General features: G+C 46.3%; 22 protein-coding genes and 1 tRNA gene. 16 read left to right on the top strand and 7 right to left on the bottom strand.

Translation table 11 applies throughout. The features are described from left to right. Window positions 1-5 precede the first annotated feature (5 nt). Window positions 6-887: an RluA family pseudouridine synthase gene (locus EEX84_RS14205; protein WP_123166307.1), complete on the top strand. Its 882-nt coding sequence runs from the start codon at window positions 6-8 to the stop codon at window positions 885-887. On the opposite strand, the gene prpE is transcribed toward EEX84_RS14205, so the two are convergent. After that, the gene (prpE, locus tag EEX84_RS14210; protein ID WP_123166308.1) at window positions 878-1,615 is read right to left on the bottom strand and encodes a bis(5'-nucleosyl)-tetraphosphatase PrpE; all 738 of its coding nucleotides are present in this window, start codon (window positions 1,613-1,615) and stop codon (window positions 878-880) included. The genes EEX84_RS14205 and prpE overlap by 10 nt on opposite strands. A 193-nt stretch (window positions 1,616-1,808) precedes the next feature. Here prpE and mgtE point away from each other — a divergent pair, with 193 nt between their 5' ends. After that, window positions 1,809-3,179, top strand: a complete 1,371-nt coding sequence (gene mgtE, locus EEX84_RS14215) for a magnesium transporter (protein ID WP_123166309.1) — start codon at window positions 1,809-1,811, stop codon at window positions 3,177-3,179. Between the two features lie 77 nt (window positions 3,180-3,256). Then, entirely contained in the window at window positions 3,257-4,027 is a 771-nt protein-coding gene (fabI, locus tag EEX84_RS14220) for an enoyl-ACP reductase FabI (protein ID WP_123166310.1), read from the top strand. Between the two features lie 54 nt (window positions 4,028-4,081). Here fabI and EEX84_RS14225 read toward each other — a convergent pair whose 3' ends face one another. From EEX84_RS14225 to EEX84_RS14235, 3 genes are all read right to left on the bottom strand, one after another. Beyond that, the gene (locus EEX84_RS14225) at window positions 4,082-4,510 is read right to left on the bottom strand and encodes a GNAT family N-acetyltransferase (RefSeq protein ID WP_123166311.1); all 429 of its coding nucleotides are present in this window, start codon (window positions 4,508-4,510) and stop codon (window positions 4,082-4,084) included. Beyond that, entirely contained in the window at window positions 4,511-5,029 is a 519-nt protein-coding gene (locus EEX84_RS14230; RefSeq protein ID WP_123166312.1) for a YjcG family protein, read from the bottom strand. Between the two features lie 75 nt (window positions 5,030-5,104). Then, window positions 5,105-5,827: an alpha/beta hydrolase gene (locus tag EEX84_RS14235; protein WP_123166313.1), complete on the bottom strand. Its 723-nt coding sequence runs from the start codon at window positions 5,825-5,827 to the stop codon at window positions 5,105-5,107. Window positions 5,828-5,930: 103 nt separating this feature from the next. On the opposite strand from EEX84_RS14235, the gene EEX84_RS14240 reads away from it, so the two are divergent. The 4 genes from EEX84_RS14240 to EEX84_RS14255 all read left to right on the top strand — a co-directional run bounded on the left by EEX84_RS14240 (window position 5,931) and on the right by EEX84_RS14255 (window position 10,265). Continuing rightward, complete coding sequence (locus EEX84_RS14240; protein ID WP_123166314.1) at window positions 5,931-6,515, top strand: phosphatidylglycerophosphatase A family protein; 585 nt, start codon at window positions 5,931-5,933, stop codon at window positions 6,513-6,515. A 118-nt stretch (window positions 6,516-6,633) separates the two neighbouring features. Next, window positions 6,634-7,629: a TAXI family TRAP transporter solute-binding subunit gene (locus tag EEX84_RS14245; protein WP_123166315.1), complete on the top strand. Its 996-nt coding sequence runs from the start codon at window positions 6,634-6,636 to the stop codon at window positions 7,627-7,629. Window positions 7,630-7,708: 79 nt separating this feature from the next. Continuing rightward, the gene (locus tag EEX84_RS14250; protein WP_123166316.1) at window positions 7,709-8,233 is read left to right on the top strand and encodes a DUF1850 domain-containing protein; all 525 of its coding nucleotides are present in this window, start codon (window positions 7,709-7,711) and stop codon (window positions 8,231-8,233) included. Beyond that, on the top strand, window positions 8,223-10,265 hold the full coding sequence (locus EEX84_RS14255; RefSeq protein ID WP_123166317.1) for a TRAP transporter permease: 2,043 nt from the start codon (window positions 8,223-8,225) through the stop codon (window positions 10,263-10,265). The genes EEX84_RS14250 and EEX84_RS14255 overlap by 11 nt, the downstream gene beginning before the upstream one ends. Before the next feature lie 413 nt (window positions 10,266-10,678). On the opposite strand, the gene EEX84_RS14260 is transcribed toward EEX84_RS14255, so the two are convergent. Continuing rightward, window positions 10,679-10,751, bottom strand: a tRNA-Val gene (locus EEX84_RS14260). Between the two features lie 794 nt (window positions 10,752-11,545). On the opposite strand from EEX84_RS14260, the gene EEX84_RS14265 reads away from it, so the two are divergent. After that, the gene (locus EEX84_RS14265; protein ID WP_123166318.1) at window positions 11,546-12,388 is read left to right on the top strand and encodes a hypothetical protein; all 843 of its coding nucleotides are present in this window, start codon (window positions 11,546-11,548) and stop codon (window positions 12,386-12,388) included. A 58-nt stretch (window positions 12,389-12,446) separates the two neighbouring features. Here EEX84_RS14265 and EEX84_RS14270 read toward each other — a convergent pair whose 3' ends face one another. Beyond that, window positions 12,447-13,160 (bottom strand): thermonuclease family protein, encoded by a 714-nt coding sequence (locus EEX84_RS14270; RefSeq protein WP_123166319.1) that lies wholly within the window; start codon window positions 13,158-13,160, stop codon window positions 12,447-12,449. 92 nt (window positions 13,161-13,252) lie between these two features. On the opposite strand from EEX84_RS14270, the gene EEX84_RS14275 reads away from it, so the two are divergent. Continuing rightward, a complete protein-coding gene (locus EEX84_RS14275; RefSeq protein WP_123166320.1) occupies window positions 13,253-14,089 on the top strand; it encodes a DNA-3-methyladenine glycosylase family protein in 837 nt (278 codons plus the stop codon). Between the two features lie 83 nt (window positions 14,090-14,172). Here EEX84_RS14275 and EEX84_RS16635 read toward each other — a convergent pair whose 3' ends face one another. After that, on the bottom strand, window positions 14,173-14,316 hold the full coding sequence (locus EEX84_RS16635) for a hypothetical protein (protein ID WP_192892976.1): 144 nt from the start codon (window positions 14,314-14,316) through the stop codon (window positions 14,173-14,175). A gap of 145 nt (window positions 14,317-14,461) precedes the next feature. Here EEX84_RS16635 and EEX84_RS14280 point away from each other — a divergent pair, with 145 nt between their 5' ends. The 7 genes from EEX84_RS14280 (at window position 14,462) to EEX84_RS14310 (ending at window position 21,955) form a co-directional block, all read left to right on the top strand. Next, the gene (locus tag EEX84_RS14280; protein ID WP_123166321.1) at window positions 14,462-15,385 is read left to right on the top strand and encodes a Gfo/Idh/MocA family protein; all 924 of its coding nucleotides are present in this window, start codon (window positions 14,462-14,464) and stop codon (window positions 15,383-15,385) included. 45 nt (window positions 15,386-15,430) lie between these two features. Next, window positions 15,431-16,819 carry an aldehyde dehydrogenase gene (locus EEX84_RS14285; RefSeq protein ID WP_123166322.1) on the top strand — a complete coding sequence of 463 codons (1,389 nt, stop codon included), beginning with the start codon at window positions 15,431-15,433 and terminating at the stop codon, window positions 16,817-16,819. A 63-nt stretch (window positions 16,820-16,882) separates the two neighbouring features. Further along, the gene (locus EEX84_RS14290) at window positions 16,883-17,581 is read left to right on the top strand and encodes a response regulator transcription factor (protein WP_123166323.1); all 699 of its coding nucleotides are present in this window, start codon (window positions 16,883-16,885) and stop codon (window positions 17,579-17,581) included. Further along, window positions 17,565-18,935, top strand: coding sequence for a sensor histidine kinase (locus EEX84_RS14295; protein WP_123166324.1), 1,371 nt, complete (start codon window positions 17,565-17,567; stop codon window positions 18,933-18,935). The genes EEX84_RS14290 and EEX84_RS14295 overlap by 17 nt, the downstream gene beginning before the upstream one ends. Continuing rightward, window positions 18,935-19,624, top strand: a complete 690-nt coding sequence (locus EEX84_RS14300) for a PepSY domain-containing protein (RefSeq protein ID WP_158599128.1) — start codon at window positions 18,935-18,937, stop codon at window positions 19,622-19,624. The genes EEX84_RS14295 and EEX84_RS14300 overlap by 1 nt, the downstream gene beginning before the upstream one ends. Before the next feature lie 108 nt (window positions 19,625-19,732). Beyond that, the gene (locus tag EEX84_RS14305) at window positions 19,733-20,344 is read left to right on the top strand and encodes a PepSY domain-containing protein (RefSeq protein ID WP_123166326.1); all 612 of its coding nucleotides are present in this window, start codon (window positions 19,733-19,735) and stop codon (window positions 20,342-20,344) included. Window positions 20,345-20,494: 150 nt separating this feature from the next. Continuing rightward, entirely contained in the window at window positions 20,495-21,955 is a 1,461-nt protein-coding gene (locus EEX84_RS14310) for a UDP-N-acetylmuramoyl-L-alanyl-D-glutamate--2,6-diaminopimelate ligase (protein WP_123166327.1), read from the top strand. Window positions 21,956-21,985: the final 30 nt, after the last annotated feature.

Genomic DNA, 21,985 nt, shown 5'->3' on the forward strand with positions numbered 1-21,985 from the left:
CCGCAATGAATCCTTTTCAATTGGTGTTTACAGCAACAGCGCCGCTTTTATTGCGGGACGCATTGGTTCAATGGGGCATTTCAAAGCGAACGCTTGCTTCTGTGAAATACGGGGGAGGTCGGATTCTGGTCAATGGAAAGGAAGTGACGGTCCGGCACATCCTGGAGAAAGACGACGCCGTGACGGTTGTTTTCCCGAACGAACAGCGCAGCGACGGATTGGTCGCGGAAACAGGTCCTTTGGATATTGTCTATGAAGATCAGGCCTTGCTGATTGTCGACAAACCACCCGCGCTGAACACCATACCCTCAAGAGACCAGCCGAGAGGGAGTTTGGCGAATCGCGTTGCCGGCCATTTTGAAGATCATGGGATACCCGCTACGCTGCACATTGCGACTCGTCTGGACAGGGATACTTCCGGACTGGTCTGCATTGCCAAAAATCGCCATATTCATCATGTTCTGTCCCAGCAGCAGCAGTCCAAAAAGATGAAGAGGCAATACGAAGCACTGGTAGAGGGCAATTTCGAGAAAAAGGATTTTCTCATTACAGCTCCAATCGGGCGGAAAAGAACCAGCATCATCGAACGGGAAGTCCGGCAGGATGGTCAATTTGCAGAGACACAGGTCCAGGTGCTGCGCTCATTTCCGGATTTTTCCCATGTCCGCCTGCAATTGAACACTGGCCGGACCCATCAGATCAGAGTGCACATGGCTCACATGGGCCATCCTCTGATCGGGGATGATTTGTACGGTGGAAGCAAAGAGCTGATAAGCAGGCAGGCTCTCCATTGCATAAGCCTTGAATTGCTCCATCCGGTAACGGGGGAAAAAGTACATTTCACTTCTTCTTTGACACCCGATATGGCAAAATTGATTCAGTCATAAGCCTGAAAGCGATCCGGCTGATAGGGCTGTTGAGATGGGACCGATACAAGGGTCTCTTCGGGAAACCGAAAAGCGGTCAGTGAACCGCCAAATACGCAACCTGTATCAATGTTGGCGGTCTTATTGATGAGGTAAGGTGTTTCGGTGGGAGTATGCCCATAAACCACCCAACGGCTGCCTTTGTACGTTTTTGCCCAATTTTTTCTGACCGGCCGCCCATCTGCATGAAACCTTCCGGTGATATCGCCATACATGACGAAGACGGCGATGTTTTTGTTGATGGGTTTGCCGATCATGTCCGCTCTGATGCCAGCGTGTGCCACGACCAATCCGTTTTCGAGTTCCTGGTAGTAAGGAAGTTCTTCATAAAAGTGCAAGTAACGCGCACGGAAATCCTGCTGTTCCTTTTTTTCAAGCTGCTGCCATTCAGCAAGCGTGGTTTCGAGCCCGTGTGTAATCTGCACTTTGTTGCCTTTGAAAAAACGGTAAAGTTTGTTGCAGTGGTTCCCCGGGGAATAATGCAGGATGCCTTTGTCCTGCATGGCAAAAAGCAGACGCAGCACTTCCAAAGACTCCGGCCCCCGGTCCATGGCGTCTCCGACAAAAGCGAGTTGGCGGCCTTTTGGGTGAATGTATACATCGTCCTGTTTTTGGTATCCGAGCTTGTCAATCAATTCCAGCAATTCAGCATAGCATCCATGAATATCACCGATTACGTCATATTTCACTTAAATCACCTCTTACGGATTGTATTTCTTTTTACATAGTATGTTAAACAAACTTGCCGCCGTGCAGAAACTGTACACTGTTCAGCTTTCTCCTGGAACGAAAAAAGCAGTTTTTCATACAACTTAGTTAATGTTAGTGTAACGTATTGACTCAGAAAGCAGGCAAATAATCACTCGGAAGGAGGGAGCATACATGATGGAAGAAACACAGGTGCGTGATGAAGAACTAAACGAAGAAATTCTGAATGAATTATTGGAACACAGAGGTGTCGAGGAATTCAGGGACGAATTTTTGGCACACCATCCATATGACCAGGCCACATTTTATGAAAAAGCAGATTCCGATACACGCCAATTGTTGTATCAGTATCTCTCTCCCAGAGAAATGGCGGATATTTTCGAAGCGATTGAATTGGATGATGATGAATACGAAGAGCTATTCAAAGAAATGGACGTAACGTACGCTTCAGATTTGCTTTCATCCATGTACACAGATGATGCGGTAGATGTCCTGAACAACCTGAACAAAGACCAAGTGGCGAGTTATTTGACGATGATGGACAAAGAATCTTCCAGACAAATCAAAGATTTGCTTCATTATGAAGAATATACCGCCGGGTCCATCATGACGACAGAATTTGTGGCAATCCCCAAAAATTCAACGGTCCGTTCGGCGATGAACATTCTGAGAAATGCGGCACCGAACGCGGAAACGATCTACTATGTTTTTGTCGTCGATGACGATGGCAAGTTATCAGGGATTGTGACGCTGCGCGATTTGATTGTGGCGGATGAAGACACGCTGATCAGCGCCATTATGAATGAACGGGTGGTCAGTGTTTCTGTCGGGGAAGACCAGGAAGAAGTAGCCAGAATGATCAAAGACTACGATTTCCTGGCTATGCCGGTCGTCGATTTCCAGAACCACTTACTGGGAATTATTACGGTCGATGATATCATCGACGTTCTGGACGAAGAAGCATCGGATGACTATTCCAAGTTGGCGGCTGTGTCGGACATGGTGTCTTTTGACAGAGGATCGCTGGCTGCTGCCAAGAAACGCCTGCCATGGCTGATTTTGCTGACGTTTCTCGGCATGCTGACAGCCAATTTAATGGGGATGTTTGAAGCGACGCTGGACCAGGTGGCCTTATTGGCGGTGTTTATCCCATTGATCGCAGGAATGGCTGGTAACAGCGGTACGCAGGCACTGGCGGTTGCGGTCCGCGGTATTGCAACAGGAGATATCGAAGAAGAAAGCAAGATCAAGTTGCTGTTCAGGGAAGCCGGCACTGGATTGATCACCGGTTTGGTTTGCGGATTGGTTGTAGTGGGGCTGGTCTATTTCTGGAAAGGTGAACTGGTGATCGGCGTGCTGGTTGGAGTTGCAGTCATGAGCTCGATTTTTGTGGCGACTCTCGGCGGATCGTTTATTCCGCTGTTGATCCATCGCATGAAAATCGACCCGGCTGTCGCTTCAGGCCCTTTTATCACAACATTGAATGATATTATCTCCATTTTGATTTATCTCGGGCTGGCAACCACTTTTTTGGGACAGCTATAGAAAAGTGCGAATTGCACTTTTCTTTTTTGTGATGTATTATTAGTACCAGGTAATAAAGAAAAGTGGGAGGAATGGAAATGTCAATATCATTAGAAGGCAAAACTTACGTGGTCATGGGTGTCGCCAATAAGCGCAGCATTGCTTGGGGGATTGCAAGGTCGCTGGATAAAGCGGGTGCCCGCCTCATTTTTACATATGCCGGAGAACGGTTCGAAAAGTCGGTACGGGACTTGGTAGCAACATTGGAAGGCAATCATGAATTGATTTTGCCCTGCGATGTCACAGATGATGAGAACGTGGCGGCTTGTTTCGAAACAATCGGCAAAGAAGTAGGAGAAATCCATGGTCTTGCTCATTGTATCGCTTTTGCCAAGACGGAAGAGCTGTCAGGAGATTTTTCGGAGACTTCACGGGAAGGTTTTTTGCTGGCGCAGAATATCAGTTCCTATTCACTGACCATCATTGCCAAATACGCCAAGCCGATCATGGCTGAAAGCGGCAGTATTGTGGCTTTGACATACATTGGCGGAGAACGGGTTATGCCGAATTACAACGTCATGGGCGTGGCCAAAGCTTCACTTGAAATGTCTGTACGTTACTTGGCGGCAGATTTGGGGAAACACGGCATACGCGTCAACGCCATTTCTTCCGGTCCCATTCGGACACTGTCGGCAAAAGGAGTCAGTGACTTTAATTCGATCTTGCGTGAAATCGAGGAAAAAGCACCACTTCGGCGTAACACAACTCCTGAAGAAGTGGGAGACACAGCAGCCTTTTTGTTCAGTGACATGGCGCGCGGCATCACAGGGGAGACCATCCATGTGGACAGCGGGTATCATATTCTATAATGAAGTGATTGCTAAGCAAAAAACAGGTCAGCCGAAAAGGCTGACCTGTTTTTGTTATAATGTTTTTTCCATCGCGCGATGGGGAATGCCTGCGTCCATGAATTCAGGAGATGTAACCGTATAGCCCAATTTTTCATAAAATGGCACAGCGTATGATTGTGCATTCAATTTTAAAGTGAACAAACCTGCTGAACGGGCATAGTTTTCCATCTCATCCATCATCAATACACCCACATGTTGTCCGCGGTGATCAGAAAGTACGCAAACGCGTTCAACTTTCCCCGTTCCCATTTCGACCTCACGGACACGGCCGGCCGCAATAGGCTGTTCTAAATTGTAACCGACAAAATGAGTGGCACTGTCGTCGTACTCATCCCATTCAATATGCATCGGCACTCCTTGTTCTCCCACAAAAACCGTTTTCCGTACTTCAAAAGCATGTTCTTTTTCGTGGGGATTTTCCACAACTTTAACTTTCTGCAATTACTGATCATCTCCTGTTAAGCGGAATGTTTCATACACGGTCCAGGACCCGTCTTCCAACTGATAAAGAAGATGAATCCGGTCGATGATTTCTTCGTGGTCGATTCCTGTCATTTTCAACTGCCCAAAAACATCTGAAAGCTCAGAATCAGACATTTTTTGCGCAATGGTAATGTGGGGAACGAACGAATGGTCAGGTTTCCCGCCGAAAAAGTCGGAATGCAGGTCTTCATACAACGACATGATTTCCGGTGTCGGTTCTACTTTGAAATAGAGTGTATTCGTCACCGGTGAAAAAGTGCTGACGCGAGTCGCGTGCAGTTTGAAGGGCTTTTGCCGCTTGGCGATTTTTGCCATCTCTTCTGCCACGTCTTTGATTTCCGCATCATTGGCCTCAAATGGATCTTTTAATGTCATATGAGGGGTGATCAGTTCATAATGAGGATCGTAACGCATTCTGTAAGAATTGGCTAAGTCCTGTAATTTTTTCGATGGAAATACCGCAACACCGTACTTCATAAAAAAAGACCTCCTAGTCAAATGGTGATTTATATACTTAGTATAGCAAAGATACATATGGAAGACGAACCGGATTTATACCCCGAAGTTTTGGATAAGCGCCCGTTTGAGGTCCGGCTGCCAATGTTTCCACGTGTGGTCTCCTTCAAATTCTTCGTAGAAGATGGAAAACCCTTTTTCTTTCATCATTTTGTTTAATTCCCGGTTCGGTTCCAGAAAATCTTCGGTTTCTCCTGAAGTCAGCTTAACTTCAGTTTCCTGTTTGCCGATGACATGATAAACGGTGAAAGAATGAGAAGAAGAAAAGTCCGAGACTTTTTCCAGCAGCTCTTCGCTGACTTTCGGTGACTGCAAAATAACCCGGCCAAAAGTGTTTGGGTATTTCAGGGCGGCCATCAGAGACACAGTGGCTGCCAGAGAATCCCCAATCAGGGCACGTCCCATTCCCACCTGGTATGTCGGATATTTATCATCAAGGAAAGGGACGAGCTCATGGGCGAGGAAACGCAAATATGCAGCGTGCTGCTTTCCGGTCGGCTCGTACTTAGTGCTGCGGTCCTTGACATTTTTGTAAGGGACGCCAACAAAAATGATGTTTTCAATTTCCTGATTTTCCAGCAGTTCGTCTGCTACACGAGGGGCACGCCCCAATTGGAAATAATCTTTGCCATCTGATGCGATAACCAAAGTGTATTTGTATAAAGGCGAATAATTGAAAGGCAGATAAACCAGCAATTGCATATCTTCCTGTAACGCTTCGCTGTAAAGCGTCAGATCTTCCACAGTTCCTCTGTTCATCTTCAAGTCCTCCTAGTGGTTTCTGTACGAAAATTGTAACATATTCCAGTAGAGAGGTATAATGGAGAAGAACATTACCAGATACAGAAAGGGGAGTTTGTTTATGGATGGAAGAAACTTTCGTGTGCATTCGGAAGAAGTTACAAAAGCAACCCACGAAGCGTTGGCACGCAGAGGCGTAACAAATGAGGATATTGCAGAAATCGTATTGGAAATGCAATCGCCTTATAATGAAGGGCTGACCATCGACCATTGCATGGAGTCAGTGGAAAGCGTGCTGCAAAAGCGGGAAGTCCAACACGCTTTATTGGTCGGTATTGAACTGGATGAACTGGCGGAACAAGGGAAATTATCCCGCCCGCTCCAGCAAATTGTCGGAACAGATGAAGGTTTGTTCGGTGTGGATGAAATGATCGGCCTGGGAGCAGTCCTCACCTATGGCAGTATTGCCGTCACAACTTTCGGTCATTTAGATAAAAATAAAATCGGCGTCATTCGTAAATTGGATACGAAAGCCGGCGGCAATGTCCATACATTCCTGGATGATCTGGTAGCCAGCGTTGCCGCCTGTGCATCGTCCCGCATTGCTCACAGAACACGTGACTTGGAGGAACAGGGGAAAACATTTGAAGATTTGATTCCCGAAAATACGGCGCCGGAAACGAATATTGATGGAACTTCCACTTAAAGGTGGCTAATGTAATGCGCCTTGCATCAATAATTGGAAAATTGAATTGTAACTGAATAGAAAGTCATGGTAACATAAGGATGAACGTGGATTCATCTATAAAAAAGGAGGTCATTTTATGTTGAAAAAGAAATTCGGATTATTTGCGACAATGGCTTTAGCCGGTTCAGTATTTTTGGCTGGATGTGGCGATGATACGGCTACAGACACTGGCAACGGTGGAGATACAGGGGGCGGCGAAAGTTCAGACCCTGAGTTCATCAGTATATTGACTGGTGGTACGACAGGAACCTACTACCCGCTTGGCGGAGCAATGGCCAACATCATTCAGGAAGAAACCGGCGTGGACACGACGGCTGAAGTATCACAGGCTTCTGCAGCGAATATGACAGCATTGGCTGACGGTACTGCAGAAATTGCTTTCGTTCAAACAGATACGGCATTCTACGCTTCAGAAGGAACGAACATGTTTGACGGAGAAGTCATCGATACGGTTTCAGCCATCGGTGCCCTTTATCCGGAAACGATCCAATTGGTAACGACTGCTAATTCTGGCATCGCTTCCTTTGAAGATTTGGAAGGAAAGAGTGTTTCGGTCGGAGCACCTGGTTCAGGAACTTATATCAACGCTGAACAGCTTTTGGAAGTTCATGGAATGACAATGGATGATATCGATGCTCAGAACCTGGACTTCGGTGAATCACAGGAAAGTCTGCAGTCCGGACAGATTGCTGCTGCATTTATCACAGCCGGAACACCGACTGGAGCAGTTGAAAGTTTAGGCGCTACTTCAGACGTGGTCATTGTACCGGTCGAACAGGACAAAGCAGACCAGCTTATTGAACAATATCCATATTATGCACATGACACGGTGCCTTCAGGCATTTATGGACTGACGGAAGAAGTGCCGACGGTTTCTGTACTGGCGATGCTGGTGGCACAGAACGACCTTTCGGAAGACCTTGTCTACGATATTACAAAAGCCATTTATGAAAATACAGACCAGATCCAGCATGCAAAAGCGGAATTTATCAAAGCTGAAACGGCTCTTGATGGGATCGGAATCGATGTTCATCCAGGGGCACAACGCTATTTTGACGAAGTAAATCAATAAGACGAACACAATAATTGACGATAAAGCGCAAGCTTTATCGTCGTTATTTGTTTTTTTGGCTCATGGAGGAGAATGAATTATGCGATCCACACTCACGTATCAGCTGCTTCTTTCGATTCTTGCCCTCATCTTACTTGGCTCCGCAATTGCATTAATCCCACTTAAAAAGCATTATGTGTTTATTGACAGCGAGACTGATCGTTTAACAGCTTTTGCGCCACTGGTAGACACCGCTTTTCAAATCAAATATACTCATTCCATACATCTGTCGAATGTCCTGGAGAGCTACCGGGTGCTCGAAGACAATACGCTGATGGCGACTGAAGTCGAATATGAAGATTTTAATATCGGAATGCCTTCGAATGCAGGAGAAGGGGAACGTTTTGTTGAAAAAGATGGGAGTTACTTTATTAAGAATATGACGACAGAACTGCCGGAGTTCCGGTTGCTTGTAGGAGACGTCGACGCCGGTTTATCTTTTATAGTAGACGGCAAAGAAATTGACTTAAAGAAAACACTGGACAGAGGAAAAACTTACACGTTTCGTGTCCAGCGGTTGTCTTTTTTTCAGCAATTAGAAGGAGTGAATCTGTATGAGCGATAAATTGCCGCCAGAAGAAAGAGAAGAAATGAAATTACCGCCGGAAGAAGAATCGTATATCTCTGAAGAAAAACAGAAAGAGATCTTGCAGAAATACGATCCGGAATCCAATACACGCGATTTATCAGGCATCATGAAACATGTGGTTTTTTATGGCTTGTTAGCGTTTTCCTTGTTTCAATTGTATACAGCTATTTTCGGCCAGTACACGGCTTATATTCAGCGTTCCATCCATCTGGGTTTTGCACTGTCGCTGATTTTCATCCTGTTTCCAGCGATGAAAAGAAAAGGGATCCGCCATAAAGTGGCCTGGTATGATTACATTCTGGCCCTGATGGCCGTCGGAGTCGGAGCTTACTGGCCGATCATGTACGAGGATCTGGTATTCCGCGTCGGCCGAGTCACCGATCTGGATTTGGCTGTTGGTATTGTAGCAGTCCTGTTGACACTTGAAGCTACGAGACGGGCTGTCGGCATGCCGATTACCATCATCGGTGCTTCATTTTTGGCCTACGCGTTTTTTGGACCTTATTTTCCAGGGTTCCTGCGCCACAGAGGCCAGGATCTGGAGTCGCTCGTGCAATTGATGTTCTTTACCACGGACGGAGTACTCGGAACGCCGATTGGAGTTTCCGCTACGTTTATCTTTACTTTCCTGCTGTTCGGTGCTTTCCTGGTAAAAACAGGAGTTGGACAGTATTTTAACGATCTGGCCGTTTCATTGGCCGGTAATTTGACTGGGGGACCAGCAAAAGTTGCCATTTTCTCGAGCGCGCTGCAAGGAACGATTTCCGGAAGCTCGGTTGCCAATGTGGTAACTTCCGGTTCCTATACCATCCCGATGATGAAGAAACTGGGCTACAAGAAAGAATTCGCCGGCGGAGTTGAAGCCGCGGCTTCAACAGGCGGACAATTGATGCCGCCGATCATGGGTGCTGCAGCGTTCCTGATGGTTGAATTTATCGGGGGCGTCACCTACTGGGAAATCGCCAAAGCCGCTGCAATTCCGGCGCTGCTGTACTTTACCGGTGTCTGGATCATGACGCATTTTGAAGCAAAGCGAATCGGTCTGAAGGGGCTGTCCAAAGAAGAAATGCCCGACCGCAAAGAAGTACTGAAGAAAATCTATTTGCTGACACCTATCTTTGCCATCATCATTTTCCTGCTGATTGGAATCCCGACGATGCAGGCGGCATTATACGGCATTGTTCTGACAATCGTTGTCAGTGCATTTGATAAAGAGACACGACTTAACTTCAAAGACATGATTCATGCACTTGTCGATGGCGCCAGAACCGCTTTGGCGGTGGCGGCCGCCACTGCAGCCGCCGGGATTATTGTAGGGGTCGTCGTCAAAACCGGCCTCGGTCTCAGTTTGGCGAATGGACTTGTTTCTGCTTCAGGCGGAAACGTCCTGTTGACGTTGTTCTTTACGATGCTTGCCGCCATTGTCCTTGGAATGGGATCACCGACTACGGCCAACTACGTCATCACGTCAACCATTGCTGCTCCTGCCATCATTACGCTGTTGATGATCGATGAGCCGGTCGGTGCTGCGGTGCCGCTCGTTGTGGCGTTGTCGGCACACCTTTTCGTATTCTATTTCGGAATTATTGCGGACATTACGCCGCCGGTTGCGCTGGCAGCATTTGCTGCTTCCGGAATTTCTGGTGGAGAACCGATACGGACGGGGATCAATGCAGCCAAACTGGCGATTGCCGCATTTATCATTCCGTACATGTTCGTGCTGTCGCCGGCGTTACTGATGATCGATACAACATGGCCCGAGCTGATTTGGGTGCTGATTACAGCGATTACCGGTATGATTGCCATCGGAGCCGGTTTGATCGGCTATTGGTATCGCAAGTTGAACTGGTTTGAACGCATTATTACATTTGCAACTGGACTGGCGTTGATTTATCCGGAAGGCATGTCGGATATCGTCGGAGCCGTCGTGTTTGTGATCCTGTTCGTTCTTCAGTGGCTGTCACGGGATAAGAAAGAACCTAAAACAGTGGAAGCAACGGAATCGTAAAACAGAAATCCCCGCTTGAAGACAATTCTTCGAGCGGGGATTTTTTATATGCAAAAAAATAAGAGCCACTGCCCGGAGGCAATGACTCTTATGGTAAGCAAGCTTTGTTCCGAAAGCTTGCTGCGGGTTTGGCACCCAATGATTCCTACTGGGCTCGAACCAGCGACCTATTGATGAGATTGTCAGGGTTCGGATAATCGAATAATATAAAATCGCTAAACCTTCTATATCGGTAGGCGCTTTTTATATCCAAATTTACATCAATGATTTACATCGAAAACGCGTTTTCCGGTGAGTTCGTCGCTTTTTCGCCACTTTTTCCGGCTTGCTGTCCACAGTTAAATGATAGCAGCGCAAAATAAAAAACCGCGCAACCCTTATGGCTACACGGTCTCTTCTCACATTCTTCTCTATGATTCCTACTGGGCTCGAACCAGCGACCTCTACCCTGTCAAGGTAGCGCTCTCCCAGCTGAGCTAAGGAATCGCAATTTCAAGGACAAATATAATTATATCCTGTCTGCAGAAAAAGTCAATATAGATAATAAAAAACTTAAAAAATATAAAGGGGGATAAAAATAATAAATAATTGATTATTCTGATAATAATGTTATAATAAATTCGCAGTATACTTGATCAGAAATGCAGAAATTGTTACATGGCATTTCGTTTGGGAGGAATTATACCATCAATACAGCGATCAGAATTCCCTATATTTTTACGACTTGGAGATTGAGCTGAGTGATTAATTAATCAAAATGGTTTTGAAGCTGAGCAGTAAGATGCCGGAAAAACCTGTTAAGTTCGGTATTCGATGGCAGGGTGCCCTTGTTTAAATGTTTGAAGCCTTCCCTGTTTTGAAAAAAATGGCTCTTTTCTTTTTAAATCCTGATTCATTCCAATGGCATTAACCGAAGAGGAGTGGATGATATGTTTAGTTATTTCTTCCAGTATTTCCGTTTATTAAGTCGTTTAAGAATGCGTTGAATTTTGCTGCAGGAAGTAAGCATGAAACTTATTCATTTTCTTTTTTGTTGATTCATTTTAATGCAATCCTCGAAGAGGAGTGGACGAAATGTTTGATTATTTCTTCCGTTATTTCCGTCTGTTAAGTGGCTTCAGAATGCGCTGAATTGATACATCACCAAGTCTTAAACCTTTTTCTTCTCTTTCGGGAGAAGAAAAAGGTTTTTATTATTCAGAACATTTAATTATTTTTATGGAATATATTTCATTGTCGTGATACTATTTACGTAAGAACATTGTCCCGGGGGTGGGGAAATGAAAAAACGGATCTTTCAAATTTTGCTGCCATTTTTTTGTGTTGTGGCCTTATGGTGGACCTATGGACAATATAATCATAAAATCCAAGTTCAGGGTGAAGAAAGCTTAGCGACTTATCATGAAAAGATGGAACAGAAAGAGAAAGATAAAGAACAGTTATTGAATCAACTGGCGATGGCAAAAGACCAGACATTAGCTGACAGAGTTAGGTATTTGACGCTGAAAAACGGCGTGGCAAAAATTTCGTTGGTCGGTAGCAGCATCCCGGTCAATGGCGAACAACAGGCTACCCGGTCTTCATGGAAAGAATTACTGGAAGGCAATTTCAAAGCAATGGAGCGTACAGAAGTGGAAGTTAAAGACTTTGGCCATTGCGGTTCTCACGAGACGGAAATTGTATCAAAAGATAAACTGGAGGAAGCGATGGCTTTCCATCCGGATATCCTGATTTTTGAAATTTGCTTGCCTACGGAAGGGGAAGCAAGAAGTTCGCTGCCAGTGTTTCAAGACCGGGTGACATGGGCTATGGAGGAACTGCAGGCAGGGGCCCCTGAAGCAATGATTGTTATCCAAACGGCAAACCCTTTTGTCAATTACGAAATCATTAAACCTGCCGCCGGCTTCAGTTACGATCAGTATGCGTTTGAGATGGGAAAATTTTTTGAATCGAAAGAATGGCATTTTTTTGACACACATAATCTGATGATGGACAAAATGGCCGAAAACAAGCTGACGGTAAAAGAACTGCTGGCAGGCCATGTGCTTCCCGGCAGCCCAAGCTATGAATTATGGGCGGAAGTGGTGGGTGAACATCTGCAAGCAGAGCTTTCCCAACCGTAAAAGGAGAAGAAAGGGCATAAAAAATGCTCTTTTCTTCTCCTTATGATAGCCTTCTTTTTCAATTTGCGGCATTTCTGAAGCCAGCTTCCTGTGCTTCCTGCTCACTGCAGAACCACTTTTCCGGATTGGTTTGCTCATATGAATGGGTGCCCGGCAGGTGATAGATTCTGGCTCCGCTGCTGTTGATATTCCCTTTAATCCTGCATTCTTCCTGAGCATCGATGTTAACGGAATCTGTAAAAGCCGACGGATCAAATCCTCTGTCTGTCGCATAGTCTTTCACTGCCCAGATTCCTGTGCCTGCGTCTTTGGCAATTTGTTCAGCCTGCTTGAAATCATCCAAGTACCTAGTATTTGGAGGATAAACATATGCGACGCGCGCCATGCCGGATTGGAGTAATTGCTCTTGTACACTTTCCCCATCGACATAAAAGTACGCAAGCAGCCGACCGTAGTCATCGTAACGTTCTCCTGCATCGAACTCAATTGTAACGTCGCCGGATTCAATGATCTGGCGGTTTTCCTCAGTCGCTTCTTTGCCAAGCGGCTGTTCTCCGAAACGAGGATGGTTGGTTTCAGGTGTATCGACCAGCAAATAACGGACCGTTTCTTCTTTCCCGTCATACATAATCTTGACGGTATCGCCATCAATAACCGAGAGCACATCGACTTCGGTGCGGTTTTCCGTGCCGCCTGTATCGGTGGATTCCCACAGTCCACAGCCTCCGATAAGCAACAAAGTGAAGAGTAATAACCATAGTTTCCTTTTCATCCTGATCCCTGCTTTCCTTGTCCATTATACGACAGTGTGATCGGCTTGCAAAAGGAAATAAGCTGCATTACCTTTAGCTCAGGAGGTGGCGTATGCATATATCATTGCCGTTTATCTATGATTTTGAACGTGCGCTGGACCGGTTGTCACTGGATCCGCTGCACGCCATTGATATATCGGAGAAACAAGTAAAAGTGCCGATGGAAGAAGGGAATGTTGTAACCGTCAAGGCAGTCGGAACCACTGAAGATCCTATGTTTTTGCTGCAAGGAATAAAAGAAGGGCAAGTGGAAAAAGTGAAGGAGCTGTTTCATTTTCACCAATCACTGGAACCGGTCGCCGCTCACTTTAAGAAAACCAGTTTGGCTGCTCTTTTTACAGAACACAGAGGGACGCCCCTTGTCCGTGAATTTTCTTTATATGGGTCTCTGATGAAAAGCATCATCCATCAGCAGCTGAATTTATCGTTCGCCCATACTTTGACAACTCGTTTTGTGCAGGGGTACGGAGAGCGGAAGGAAGGGGTTTGGTTTTATCCTGATCCAGAAAAAATTGCACAGCTGGCAGTTGAAGACTTTCGAAAGTTGCAGTTCAGTACAAGGAAAGCGGAATACATTATCGGGTTGTCAAAAGCGATAGCAGAAGGCGAGCTGGATCTTGAGGCGCTGCGAGAGAAACCAGATGATGAAATTATCGCAGAACTGATAGGCTACAGAGGGGTCGGCCCCTGGACCGCGCAGAACTTTCTGTTATTCGGACTGGGACGCCCCAATTTGTTTCCGGTGGCCGACATCGGGCTGCAAAATGCCCTGAAAATTCAATGGCACCGGCAGGACAAGCCGAAAGTGGAGGAAATCCTGAAGCATCTTCCGGAATGGTCGCCTTATTTATCGTATGCTTCTTTGTATTTATGGCGCAGTATCGAATGACAGCAAACGAAAACGCCTTTTTCATCGAAATGGAAAAGGCGTTTTTATGTACCTGTGCGGCAAAAATTCAACGACGTTCTCAATTATAAATGCGACTCCGCTTCGGGCTGTGTTTCATCAAAATATAAAAATCCTTCATGGTCCATTTCTTCCAGCTTCTCCTTATTCAATCCGATTTCCAGTTCACCTGAAAAGATGGGCTCCCACCAGTTTGATTGTTTTGCCATTATAAATTCCTCCTTCAATTGTTCTTGTTTGTTCTCCGCAGAGGGAGTTATTCTTTATTGTTTGACTATTCTATACCCCAAAAGGTTAAACTAATAAACAGGAAATACATTTTAAGCCTTATGGCATAGCAGAAAGAGGGATTTTATGATTTCAATTGGCATCATTGGAGCAGGAATCGTCGGAGAACGGATCATCAAACAAATCCAACAGGAACCGAATGTCGAAATTAAAGCAGTATTCGATGAACAGCAGGAGCGCTTGCAGTACCTTCAACAAACTTATGGTGTTCCTATAGCTGATTCATTGGAAGCGGTTCTCCATGGAGAAATTGACTGGGTATATATCGGAACACCTCCTGCTCATCATTCCACAATCGCCAATCAGGCAGCGAGTGCAGGTATTCATATTCTGAGTGAAAAACCGCTGGCCCATAATGTGGAAGACGGGGAGCAGATGGTGGCTTCCGCAACAGAAAACCGCATCAATACAGCGATGCATTTTCCGTTGATGTATAAACCGGCTGTAAGGGAAATGGCAAAGAGAGTGCGGAACGGCAGCATCGGCAAAGTGGTCCGGGTTGAACTCCAGACCTATTTTCCGGACTGGCCACGTGCCTGGCAGCAAAATCCATGGATCGCTTCGCGCAGCCAAGGGGGCTTTGTCAGAGAAGTTTTCCCGCATTATCTGCAATTGATCCATCGGGTTTTCGGTGAATTGACTATACAGTCCCATCAAATCACTTATCCGGAGAACCCTGATTTATGTGAAACAGGCATTATAGCAGCTGCTCAAACGCAGGATGCAATTCCGGTACTGCTTTCTGGTCTCAGCGGAATTGGACAAAAAGAATTATTGCAGTTCAAAGTGTACGGAGAACAGGGTGTGTTGACGCTTGAAAACTGGTCCGAACTGTATGAGTCCCAAAAACATGAAGACCGCCGGCACATTACTGACTTCGAAGCGGTTCCGTCTCTTTTTGAAGAAATGCAGGAACAATCGACTTTCCTTGTTTCATTTGAAGAAGGTCTCATCGTCCAGCGGTACATCGACGATCTGTTGGCAGAATAATGATTGAATGTTGTGGTATAAATCGGAAACAAAGGGGTTGTCATTGTGAGTCTTACGACAGCAGATGTTGAACTGATGATTGAAAGGCAGCGCGCATATTTCTACACAGGCGTCACCAAGCCGGCTGCTTTTCGGAAAGAGCAGCTGGCGAAACTGAAGAAAGCCATTGTTGCCAAGGAACGCAAAATCATGGTTGCGCTTGAAAGGGATTTGGGGAAAAGTGAATTCGAAGCGTATACAAATGAAGTTGGATTTGTATTGGACAGCATCAATTACATGTCCAAGAACCTGGAAAAATGGATGGAACCGGAACAGGTGAAGACACCGATGCACATGCAGCCGGCGAAAAGCTTTATCATGCATGAACCTTATGGATCTGTACTGATCATCGGACCATATAATTATCCATTTCAACTGGTGATTGAACCTTTATTGGGTGCCATCATCGGCGGAAACTGCTCCGTGGTCAAGCCTTCTGAATCGGCACCCCATGTAGCTGCTGTCGTAAGGGAAATAATAGAAGAGATTTTCCCGCCTCAGTATGTGACAGTGGTGGAAGGCGAAAAAGAAGAAGTGACGGCGCTGATTCATTCATCATTTGACTATATTTTCTTTACCGGCAGCGTAGCTGTAGGAAAAATAGTCATGAAAGCGGCAGCTGAACGGCTTACGCCCGTGACGTTGGAACTGGGCGGAAAAAGTCCGGCAGTCATCGATCAGACGGCCAACCTGGACTTGGCGGCCAAACGGATTGTTTGGGGGAAATTCCTGAACAATGGCCAGACGTGCATAGCGCCTGATTATCTCTGTGTTCATGAATCGGTAAAAAAAGAATTCATGGAAAAATTGCATTTGACCATTCAGAAGTTTTACGGGAAAGATATCCAGAAAAATCCGGATTACGGAAGAATCGTCAATGACAAACATTTTGACAGGCTTGCCGATCTCATCCATAAAGAAGCTGGCCATATATGGATCGGAGGAAAAATGGACAAAGCCGACTTGTTCATAGAACCGGTGGTGTTGGACGGCATAACCTGGGACAATCCGTCAATGGAGGACGAGATATTCGGTCCGGTACTGCCTGTGTTGACTTACAGTGAACTTCCGGTGCTGTTGCATCACATACGCAAATTGCCGAAACCTCTGGCAGCATATCTGTTTTCGGAAAACGAACGGGCCATTGATTTTTTCCTGGAAGAATTGTCGTTCGGTGGCGGGTGCATCAATGACACCCTGTCCCATTTCGCCAGTCCTTACCTGCCTGTCGGGGGAGTTGGTCCTTCCGGCATCAACTCCTACAGAGGGAAAAAGAGTTTCGAAGCGTTTACCCACTCCAAGTCAGTGATGAAAAAGTCGACAAAACTTTCAACCGATTTTGTTTTTCCGCCGTATCGGCAAAAAGTGAGATTAGCCAGAACCATTCTGAAATAAGCGGCCTGCGGGTCGCTTTTTTGTTTTGGAAACTGCTATGATGAAGAAAAAGAGGTGATGGATGTGGCGGATCGTATTTTGATCGTTGAGGATGAGAAGAATATCGCCCGTGTGCTGGAACTGGAACTTACATACGAAGGATACACGATAGGTGTTGCTTCTACAGGATCGGAAGCATTGATCCAATTCCGTGAGGCGGAATGGGACTTGGTGCTGCTGGATTTGATGCTGCCGGAAATTCATGGCTTGGACGTGTTGAAACGTATTCGCGCGTCAGATGCTGCGCTGCCGGTCATTCTGCTGACAGCTAAAAGCGATGTGAAAGACAAAGTGGCAGGGCTCGATTTGGGGGCCAACGATTATGTTACAAAACCCTTTGAAATTGAAGAGCTGCTGGCTCGCATCCGCGCTTGTTTGCGCATGAATTCAGGAAGTGGAGGTTCAGACGGATACCGTTTCGGCAACCTGGAGTTGAACGAAAAAACCCGTGACGTCAGCAGAAATGGACGTGCGATTGAATTGACTCCGCGCGAATTCGACCTTTTGCTTTTTTTCATGCAGCATCCCGGCCAGGTTTTGAGCCGTGAGCAAGTCCTCGATGCAGTTTGGGGCTTTGACTACTATGGAGATACAAATGTCATTGATGTCTATATTCGCTATTTGCGCAAAAAAGTGGACGCCGGGGAAGCAACCAGCTATATACAGACAGTCCGTGGAGTGGGGTATGTGCTGAAGGAGCAGAATCATGAAGCTGAAAAATAAAATCCATCTGTCGTCAACGCTGCTTACACTGGTCATCTTACTGGTATTGACGCTGATCATCTATTTTGCTTTCAGCCGGTTGACCTATTCGACGGAGATTGATCGACTGCAAACAGAATTGGATTCTCTTGTCACGACACTCAATGCATCGGATTCCGAGGACCCAAGGAGCATTCTGCGCGCTTACGTTCCGGTAAATGGATTAGTGAAAGTGACTGATTCAACAGGAGAACTGATTCCCCCGATTTACGACCCCTCCATTACAGGTGAATTTCCTTCCGGTACCGAAGGGGTATCCGGCATGATTGATGTGGACGGAGAACGGTTTGGCTATGCGAAGGCACCGGTGATCTGGACAGATGGAGAAGTGGCGGAAATAATGATGGCGCAGTCTTTTCAGGCAGTTTCTCAGAACATGAGAACCTTGCGATTTGTGTTATTGTCGGCCATCCTGATTGGGATGATTCCCATTGTGATTTCCAGTGCGGCACTCGGGAAAATCGTGACGCAGCCAATCACTGATCTGACACAGACCATGACACGGATTCAGCGCAACGGAAAATTTGAAAAACTTCCGGTGACAGGTGATTCTCAGGACGAATTGGCTCAAATGGGGAATACATTCAACGAAATGATGGGGCTTCTGGAAGAGAACTACACCAAACAGGAAGAATTCGTGTCCAATGCTTCTCATGAATTGAAAACCCCGTTGACGGTGATTGGCAGCTACGCCAGACTTTTGGAAAGACAAGGAATGGAAGATGAAAAAATCGCAGAAGAAGGATTGGCTGCCATACAGGCTGAGACAGAACGAATGAAAGCATTGATCGAACAACTGCTTCATTTGGCCAGAAGAACGGAATATCAGACAGAAATGGTGCAGGTGAACATTGTCAGGATTCTGGAAGAAACGATAGGCGCGATGAAGGCTTCCTACGACCGGGAATTTTTGCTGGAGGCAGAAGAACCGGTGCTGACCGAAACGACAGATATTGCGAAACTAAAGCAACTTTTGTATATTCTGCTCGATAATGCGAGGAAGTACAGTGAAGACCGGATTGAAGTCGTGGCGAAAAAAGAAGGGGCTACGGTCATTCAAATCAGAGATTACGGAATCGGCATCCCGAAACAATCTCTGTCCCATGTATTTGAGCGCTTTTACCGTGTGGACAAAGCGCGCAGCCGCGAAACCGGCGGCTTTGGGTTAGGATTAGCGCTCGCCAAGCAGTTGGCGGATTCGCTGGAAGTTACATTGGAAATTGAAAGTGTGGAGCAGTTGGGTACGACGATATCGATTATTTTCTCATCAAATTTTAATGCTGGTGGGCTAGAATTGAGCCAGGAGGGATCATGATGAGAAAGTGGATGGTTGTATCAGTATTGATGGTGCTATTGGCTGCAGTTGTTTTGGCGATCCTATTGTTCCCTGACAGCGCTGAACAACAAGTCAGTAGGGACGAGGCAAAAGCGGTAGTCACTGAAATGCACGGGGGGACGGTCAGTGAGACCGTGGAAAAAGACGGTTATTTTCATGTGGTATTTCAAAGGCCGGACGGCCAATACCGTGCTTCTGTCAATAAAGAAAATGGCCAGGTCGAAGAGTTGGAACTTCTGGAAAGAAAAGAGCCTGTGAAAGAATTGACGGAACAGGAAGCACAGTCTGTGGCTGTAAACGAAGTGGATGGTACGGTTGAAAACATCCGTTACTTTGAAGAACGCAATGAATACGAAGTGGAAATAAGGAGAGAAGACCAGCTCACCACCATTGTCCTTTCTGCCGGCACGGGAGAAGTGAAAAGGATTACCACAAATCCTGCGGAAGCAGAATCGGAACCTGAACCGGACACTGTCATCAGCCGCGAAGAAGCTGTTGCCATCGCCAGAACGGTTTTGGCAGGAGAAGCCGATAGCGTGGAATTTCAGCAAACGAATGACGGGGGATTGTACCTGGTGGAAATCGAAAACGATGAAACCGACCAGGAAGTGCTTGTTCAAGTCCATGCCATCAAAGGTGAAATACTGACGGTGGAATGGGACAGTTAACATGAAAAAATGTTCATGCATTTCTCATCAAATTCTCATAATCCTTTAACTGTATTCACAGGATCGCTGTCTATAGTAAAAGTATAAACAGTTGAGGAGGAGAATTACATGAAAAAATTGATTTACATCCCAATGACGGTCGGTATTCTCGGCTTTGGAGGAATTGTCCTGGCGAACACAGATACGGCTGAAGAACAGACTGGCACCACGAGTCCTGAACCCGCCGTTGTCCAGGTGGAAGAAGGAAGCGCAGATTCAGCTGAGAGGCTGTCATTTGAAGAAGTTTCGGCAAAAGCACTGAAAGTGGTCAACGGAATGGTTACAGATGTGGAGCTGGACAGCGATGATGGCAGACGTCATTATGACATCGAAATAAAAGACGGCGAGTTTGAATACGAACTGGAACTGGATGCTTACAGCGGGGAAGTGCTGAAGCAGGAAAAAGACGCTGACGATGATGACTTTAACCGGTCAGCAGCTGCTTCTCAGAATTCATCAGAAAATGCAGCAAAAGGTTCACAGCCCTTGATCAGTGCAGACGAAGCAGCGCAGGCAGCTCTTGCCACAGTGAGCGGAACTGTAGAAGAAGTGGAATTGGACCGGGACAATGGTGTAACTTACTATGAAGTGGAAATTGAAGATGGTCGTGTGGACCACGAAATTCACGTCAATGCACAGGACGGTACCATTCTGAAAACGGAAACAGACCGTGATGATTAATACGTAAGGTTTAAAAAGAGCCAGTAAGGCTCTTTTTTTAATTGAGGATATATTCTGCCTGAGCGATTGAACTCAGGCTGTCGGAGTGGACGGGATTTTGATATGATTAAAAGATCAGGAAAGCGTCTTACATACCATAGGAGGATTTTTATGAACAGCAAAGAATTACTCGGGAATATCCCTTATCAACTCGTTTCCGGTTCGTTGCCGGAACAGGTTCAGCACGTTTCGATGGATTCCAGAAATGTGCAGGAAGGCACATTGTTCGTTTGCATCAAAGGCTATACAGTTGACGGCCATGATTATGCACAGCAAGCCGTAGAAAAAGGGGCAACAGTGGTAATGGCTGAGAAACCATTATCGATTACTGGAGCAGCAGTCATTCAAGTGGATGATACTTCTCGCGCACTGGGCCTGGCAGCTGCAAAATTCTACAATTATCCCTCCAGGCAGCTTCACATGATCGGTGTCACCGGAACGAACGGCAAAACGAGTGTCTCCGGTATTTTGCATTCACTTTTGATGGAACTCGGGGAAAAATCGGCGTTGAGCGGGACCATTGGCTTTAACTTGAACGGCGAATTGCATCAGTCCGCCAATACGACAAACGATGCGTTGACGACACAGCAAATGATCGCCCGTGCAAAAGAGCAGGGCTGCAGCCATATGACGATGGAAGTGTCGTCTCATGGCCTGGTTCTCGGCCGGTTGGCGGGTGTGGAGTTTAAAACGGCGATTTTCACCAATCTGACGCATGACCATCTTGATTTTCACGGAACGATGGAAGAGTATGGCCATGCAAAAGGACTGCTGTTTTCACAGCTCGGCCAAAACTTGGGTGAACGGAAACAAGCCGTACTGAATGCAGATGACAGCTGGTCTGAAAAATATGCGAAAATGACGCCGCATCCTGTTTATACGTACGGTGTCCGAAATAAAGCTCAGTTCAAAGCAGAGAATATCCGGATGAATCATGAAGGGACAACGTTCACTTTGCATTGTCCGGAAGGCGAGTTCGAAGTGGCGATGAACCTGCTCGGCCATTTCAATGTTTCCAACGCCTTGGCAGCGATTACGGCATTGTACGCCGAAGGCTTCGAGCTGGCGAATATTTTAACGGCATTATCCACAATCGCTCCAGTCGAAGGCCGCATGCAGAAAGTGGAATTGGAAGCCCCTGTTTCGGTGTTCATCGATTATGCCCATACACCGGACGCCATTGAAAAAGCACTGGATTCCATCAGGGATTTCGAAAAGAAACGCGTCATTTTTCTGGTGGGTACAGGGGGGAACCGGGATAAGACAAAACGGCCGATCATGGCGGAAAAAGCTTCTGTCGCAGATTACGTCGTTCTGACGACAGACGATCCGCGGGATGAGGCTTATGACAGCATCCTGAATGATTTGCAGGCCGGCATGACTCATGATAACTTCGCCTGCATCGGGGACCGGGAAGAAGCGGTCAGACATGCTGTCCGGCAGGCAGAGGCGGGGGATTTGATCATTCTGGCTGGCAAAGGCCATGAAGATTACCAGATTATCGGATCCACAAAATACCCGCACAGTGACAAAGACATTGCCATTGAAGAAGCTCTTCATAAATTCCGTTAAAAGAAGCCATTATTGGCTTCTTTTTTCAGG

The sequence above is a fragment of the Planococcus salinus genome (genome assembly GCF_003719725.1).
Taxonomy (GTDB): Bacteria; Bacillota; Bacilli; order Bacillales_A; family Planococcaceae; genus Planococcus; species Planococcus salinus.

Excerpts from the sequence above, each read along its gene's own strand:
- EEX84_RS14205 (WP_123166307.1), top strand. The coding sequence starts at position 6 with ATGAATCCTTTTCAATTGGTGTTTACAGCAACAGCGCCGCTTTTATTG.
- mgtE (WP_123166309.1), top strand. The coding sequence starts at position 1,809 with ATGATGGAAGAAACACAGGTGCGTGATGAAGAACTAAACGAAGAAATT.
- fabI (WP_123166310.1), top strand. The coding sequence starts at position 3,257 with ATGTCAATATCATTAGAAGGCAAAACTTACGTGGTCATGGGTGTCGCC.
- EEX84_RS14230 (WP_123166312.1), bottom strand. The coding sequence starts at position 5,029 with ATGAAGTACGGTGTTGCGGTATTTCCATCGAAAAAATTACAGGACTTA.
- EEX84_RS14235 (WP_123166313.1), bottom strand. The coding sequence starts at position 5,827 with ATGAACAGAGGAACTGTGGAAGATCTGACGCTTTACAGCGAAGCGTTA.
- EEX84_RS14240 (WP_123166314.1), top strand. The coding sequence starts at position 5,931 with ATGGATGGAAGAAACTTTCGTGTGCATTCGGAAGAAGTTACAAAAGCA.
- EEX84_RS14245 (WP_123166315.1), top strand. The coding sequence starts at position 6,634 with ATGTTGAAAAAGAAATTCGGATTATTTGCGACAATGGCTTTAGCCGGT.
- EEX84_RS14250 (WP_123166316.1), top strand. The coding sequence starts at position 7,709 with ATGCGATCCACACTCACGTATCAGCTGCTTCTTTCGATTCTTGCCCTC.
- EEX84_RS14255 (WP_123166317.1), top strand. The coding sequence starts at position 8,223 with ATGAGCGATAAATTGCCGCCAGAAGAAAGAGAAGAAATGAAATTACCG.
- EEX84_RS14265 (WP_123166318.1), top strand. The coding sequence starts at position 11,546 with ATGAAAAAACGGATCTTTCAAATTTTGCTGCCATTTTTTTGTGTTGTG.
- EEX84_RS14270 (WP_123166319.1), bottom strand. The coding sequence starts at position 13,160 with ATGAAAAGGAAACTATGGTTATTACTCTTCACTTTGTTGCTTATCGGA.
- EEX84_RS14275 (WP_123166320.1), top strand. The coding sequence starts at position 13,253 with ATGCATATATCATTGCCGTTTATCTATGATTTTGAACGTGCGCTGGAC.
- EEX84_RS16635 (WP_192892976.1), bottom strand. The coding sequence starts at position 14,316 with ATGGCAAAACAATCAAACTGGTGGGAGCCCATCTTTTCAGGTGAACTG.
- EEX84_RS14280 (WP_123166321.1), top strand. The coding sequence starts at position 14,462 with ATGATTTCAATTGGCATCATTGGAGCAGGAATCGTCGGAGAACGGATC.
- EEX84_RS14295 (WP_123166324.1), top strand. The coding sequence starts at position 17,565 with ATGAAGCTGAAAAATAAAATCCATCTGTCGTCAACGCTGCTTACACTG.
- EEX84_RS14300 (WP_158599128.1), top strand. The coding sequence starts at position 18,935 with ATGAGAAAGTGGATGGTTGTATCAGTATTGATGGTGCTATTGGCTGCA.
- EEX84_RS14305 (WP_123166326.1), top strand. The coding sequence starts at position 19,733 with ATGAAAAAATTGATTTACATCCCAATGACGGTCGGTATTCTCGGCTTT.
- EEX84_RS14310 (WP_123166327.1), top strand. The coding sequence starts at position 20,495 with ATGAACAGCAAAGAATTACTCGGGAATATCCCTTATCAACTCGTTTCC.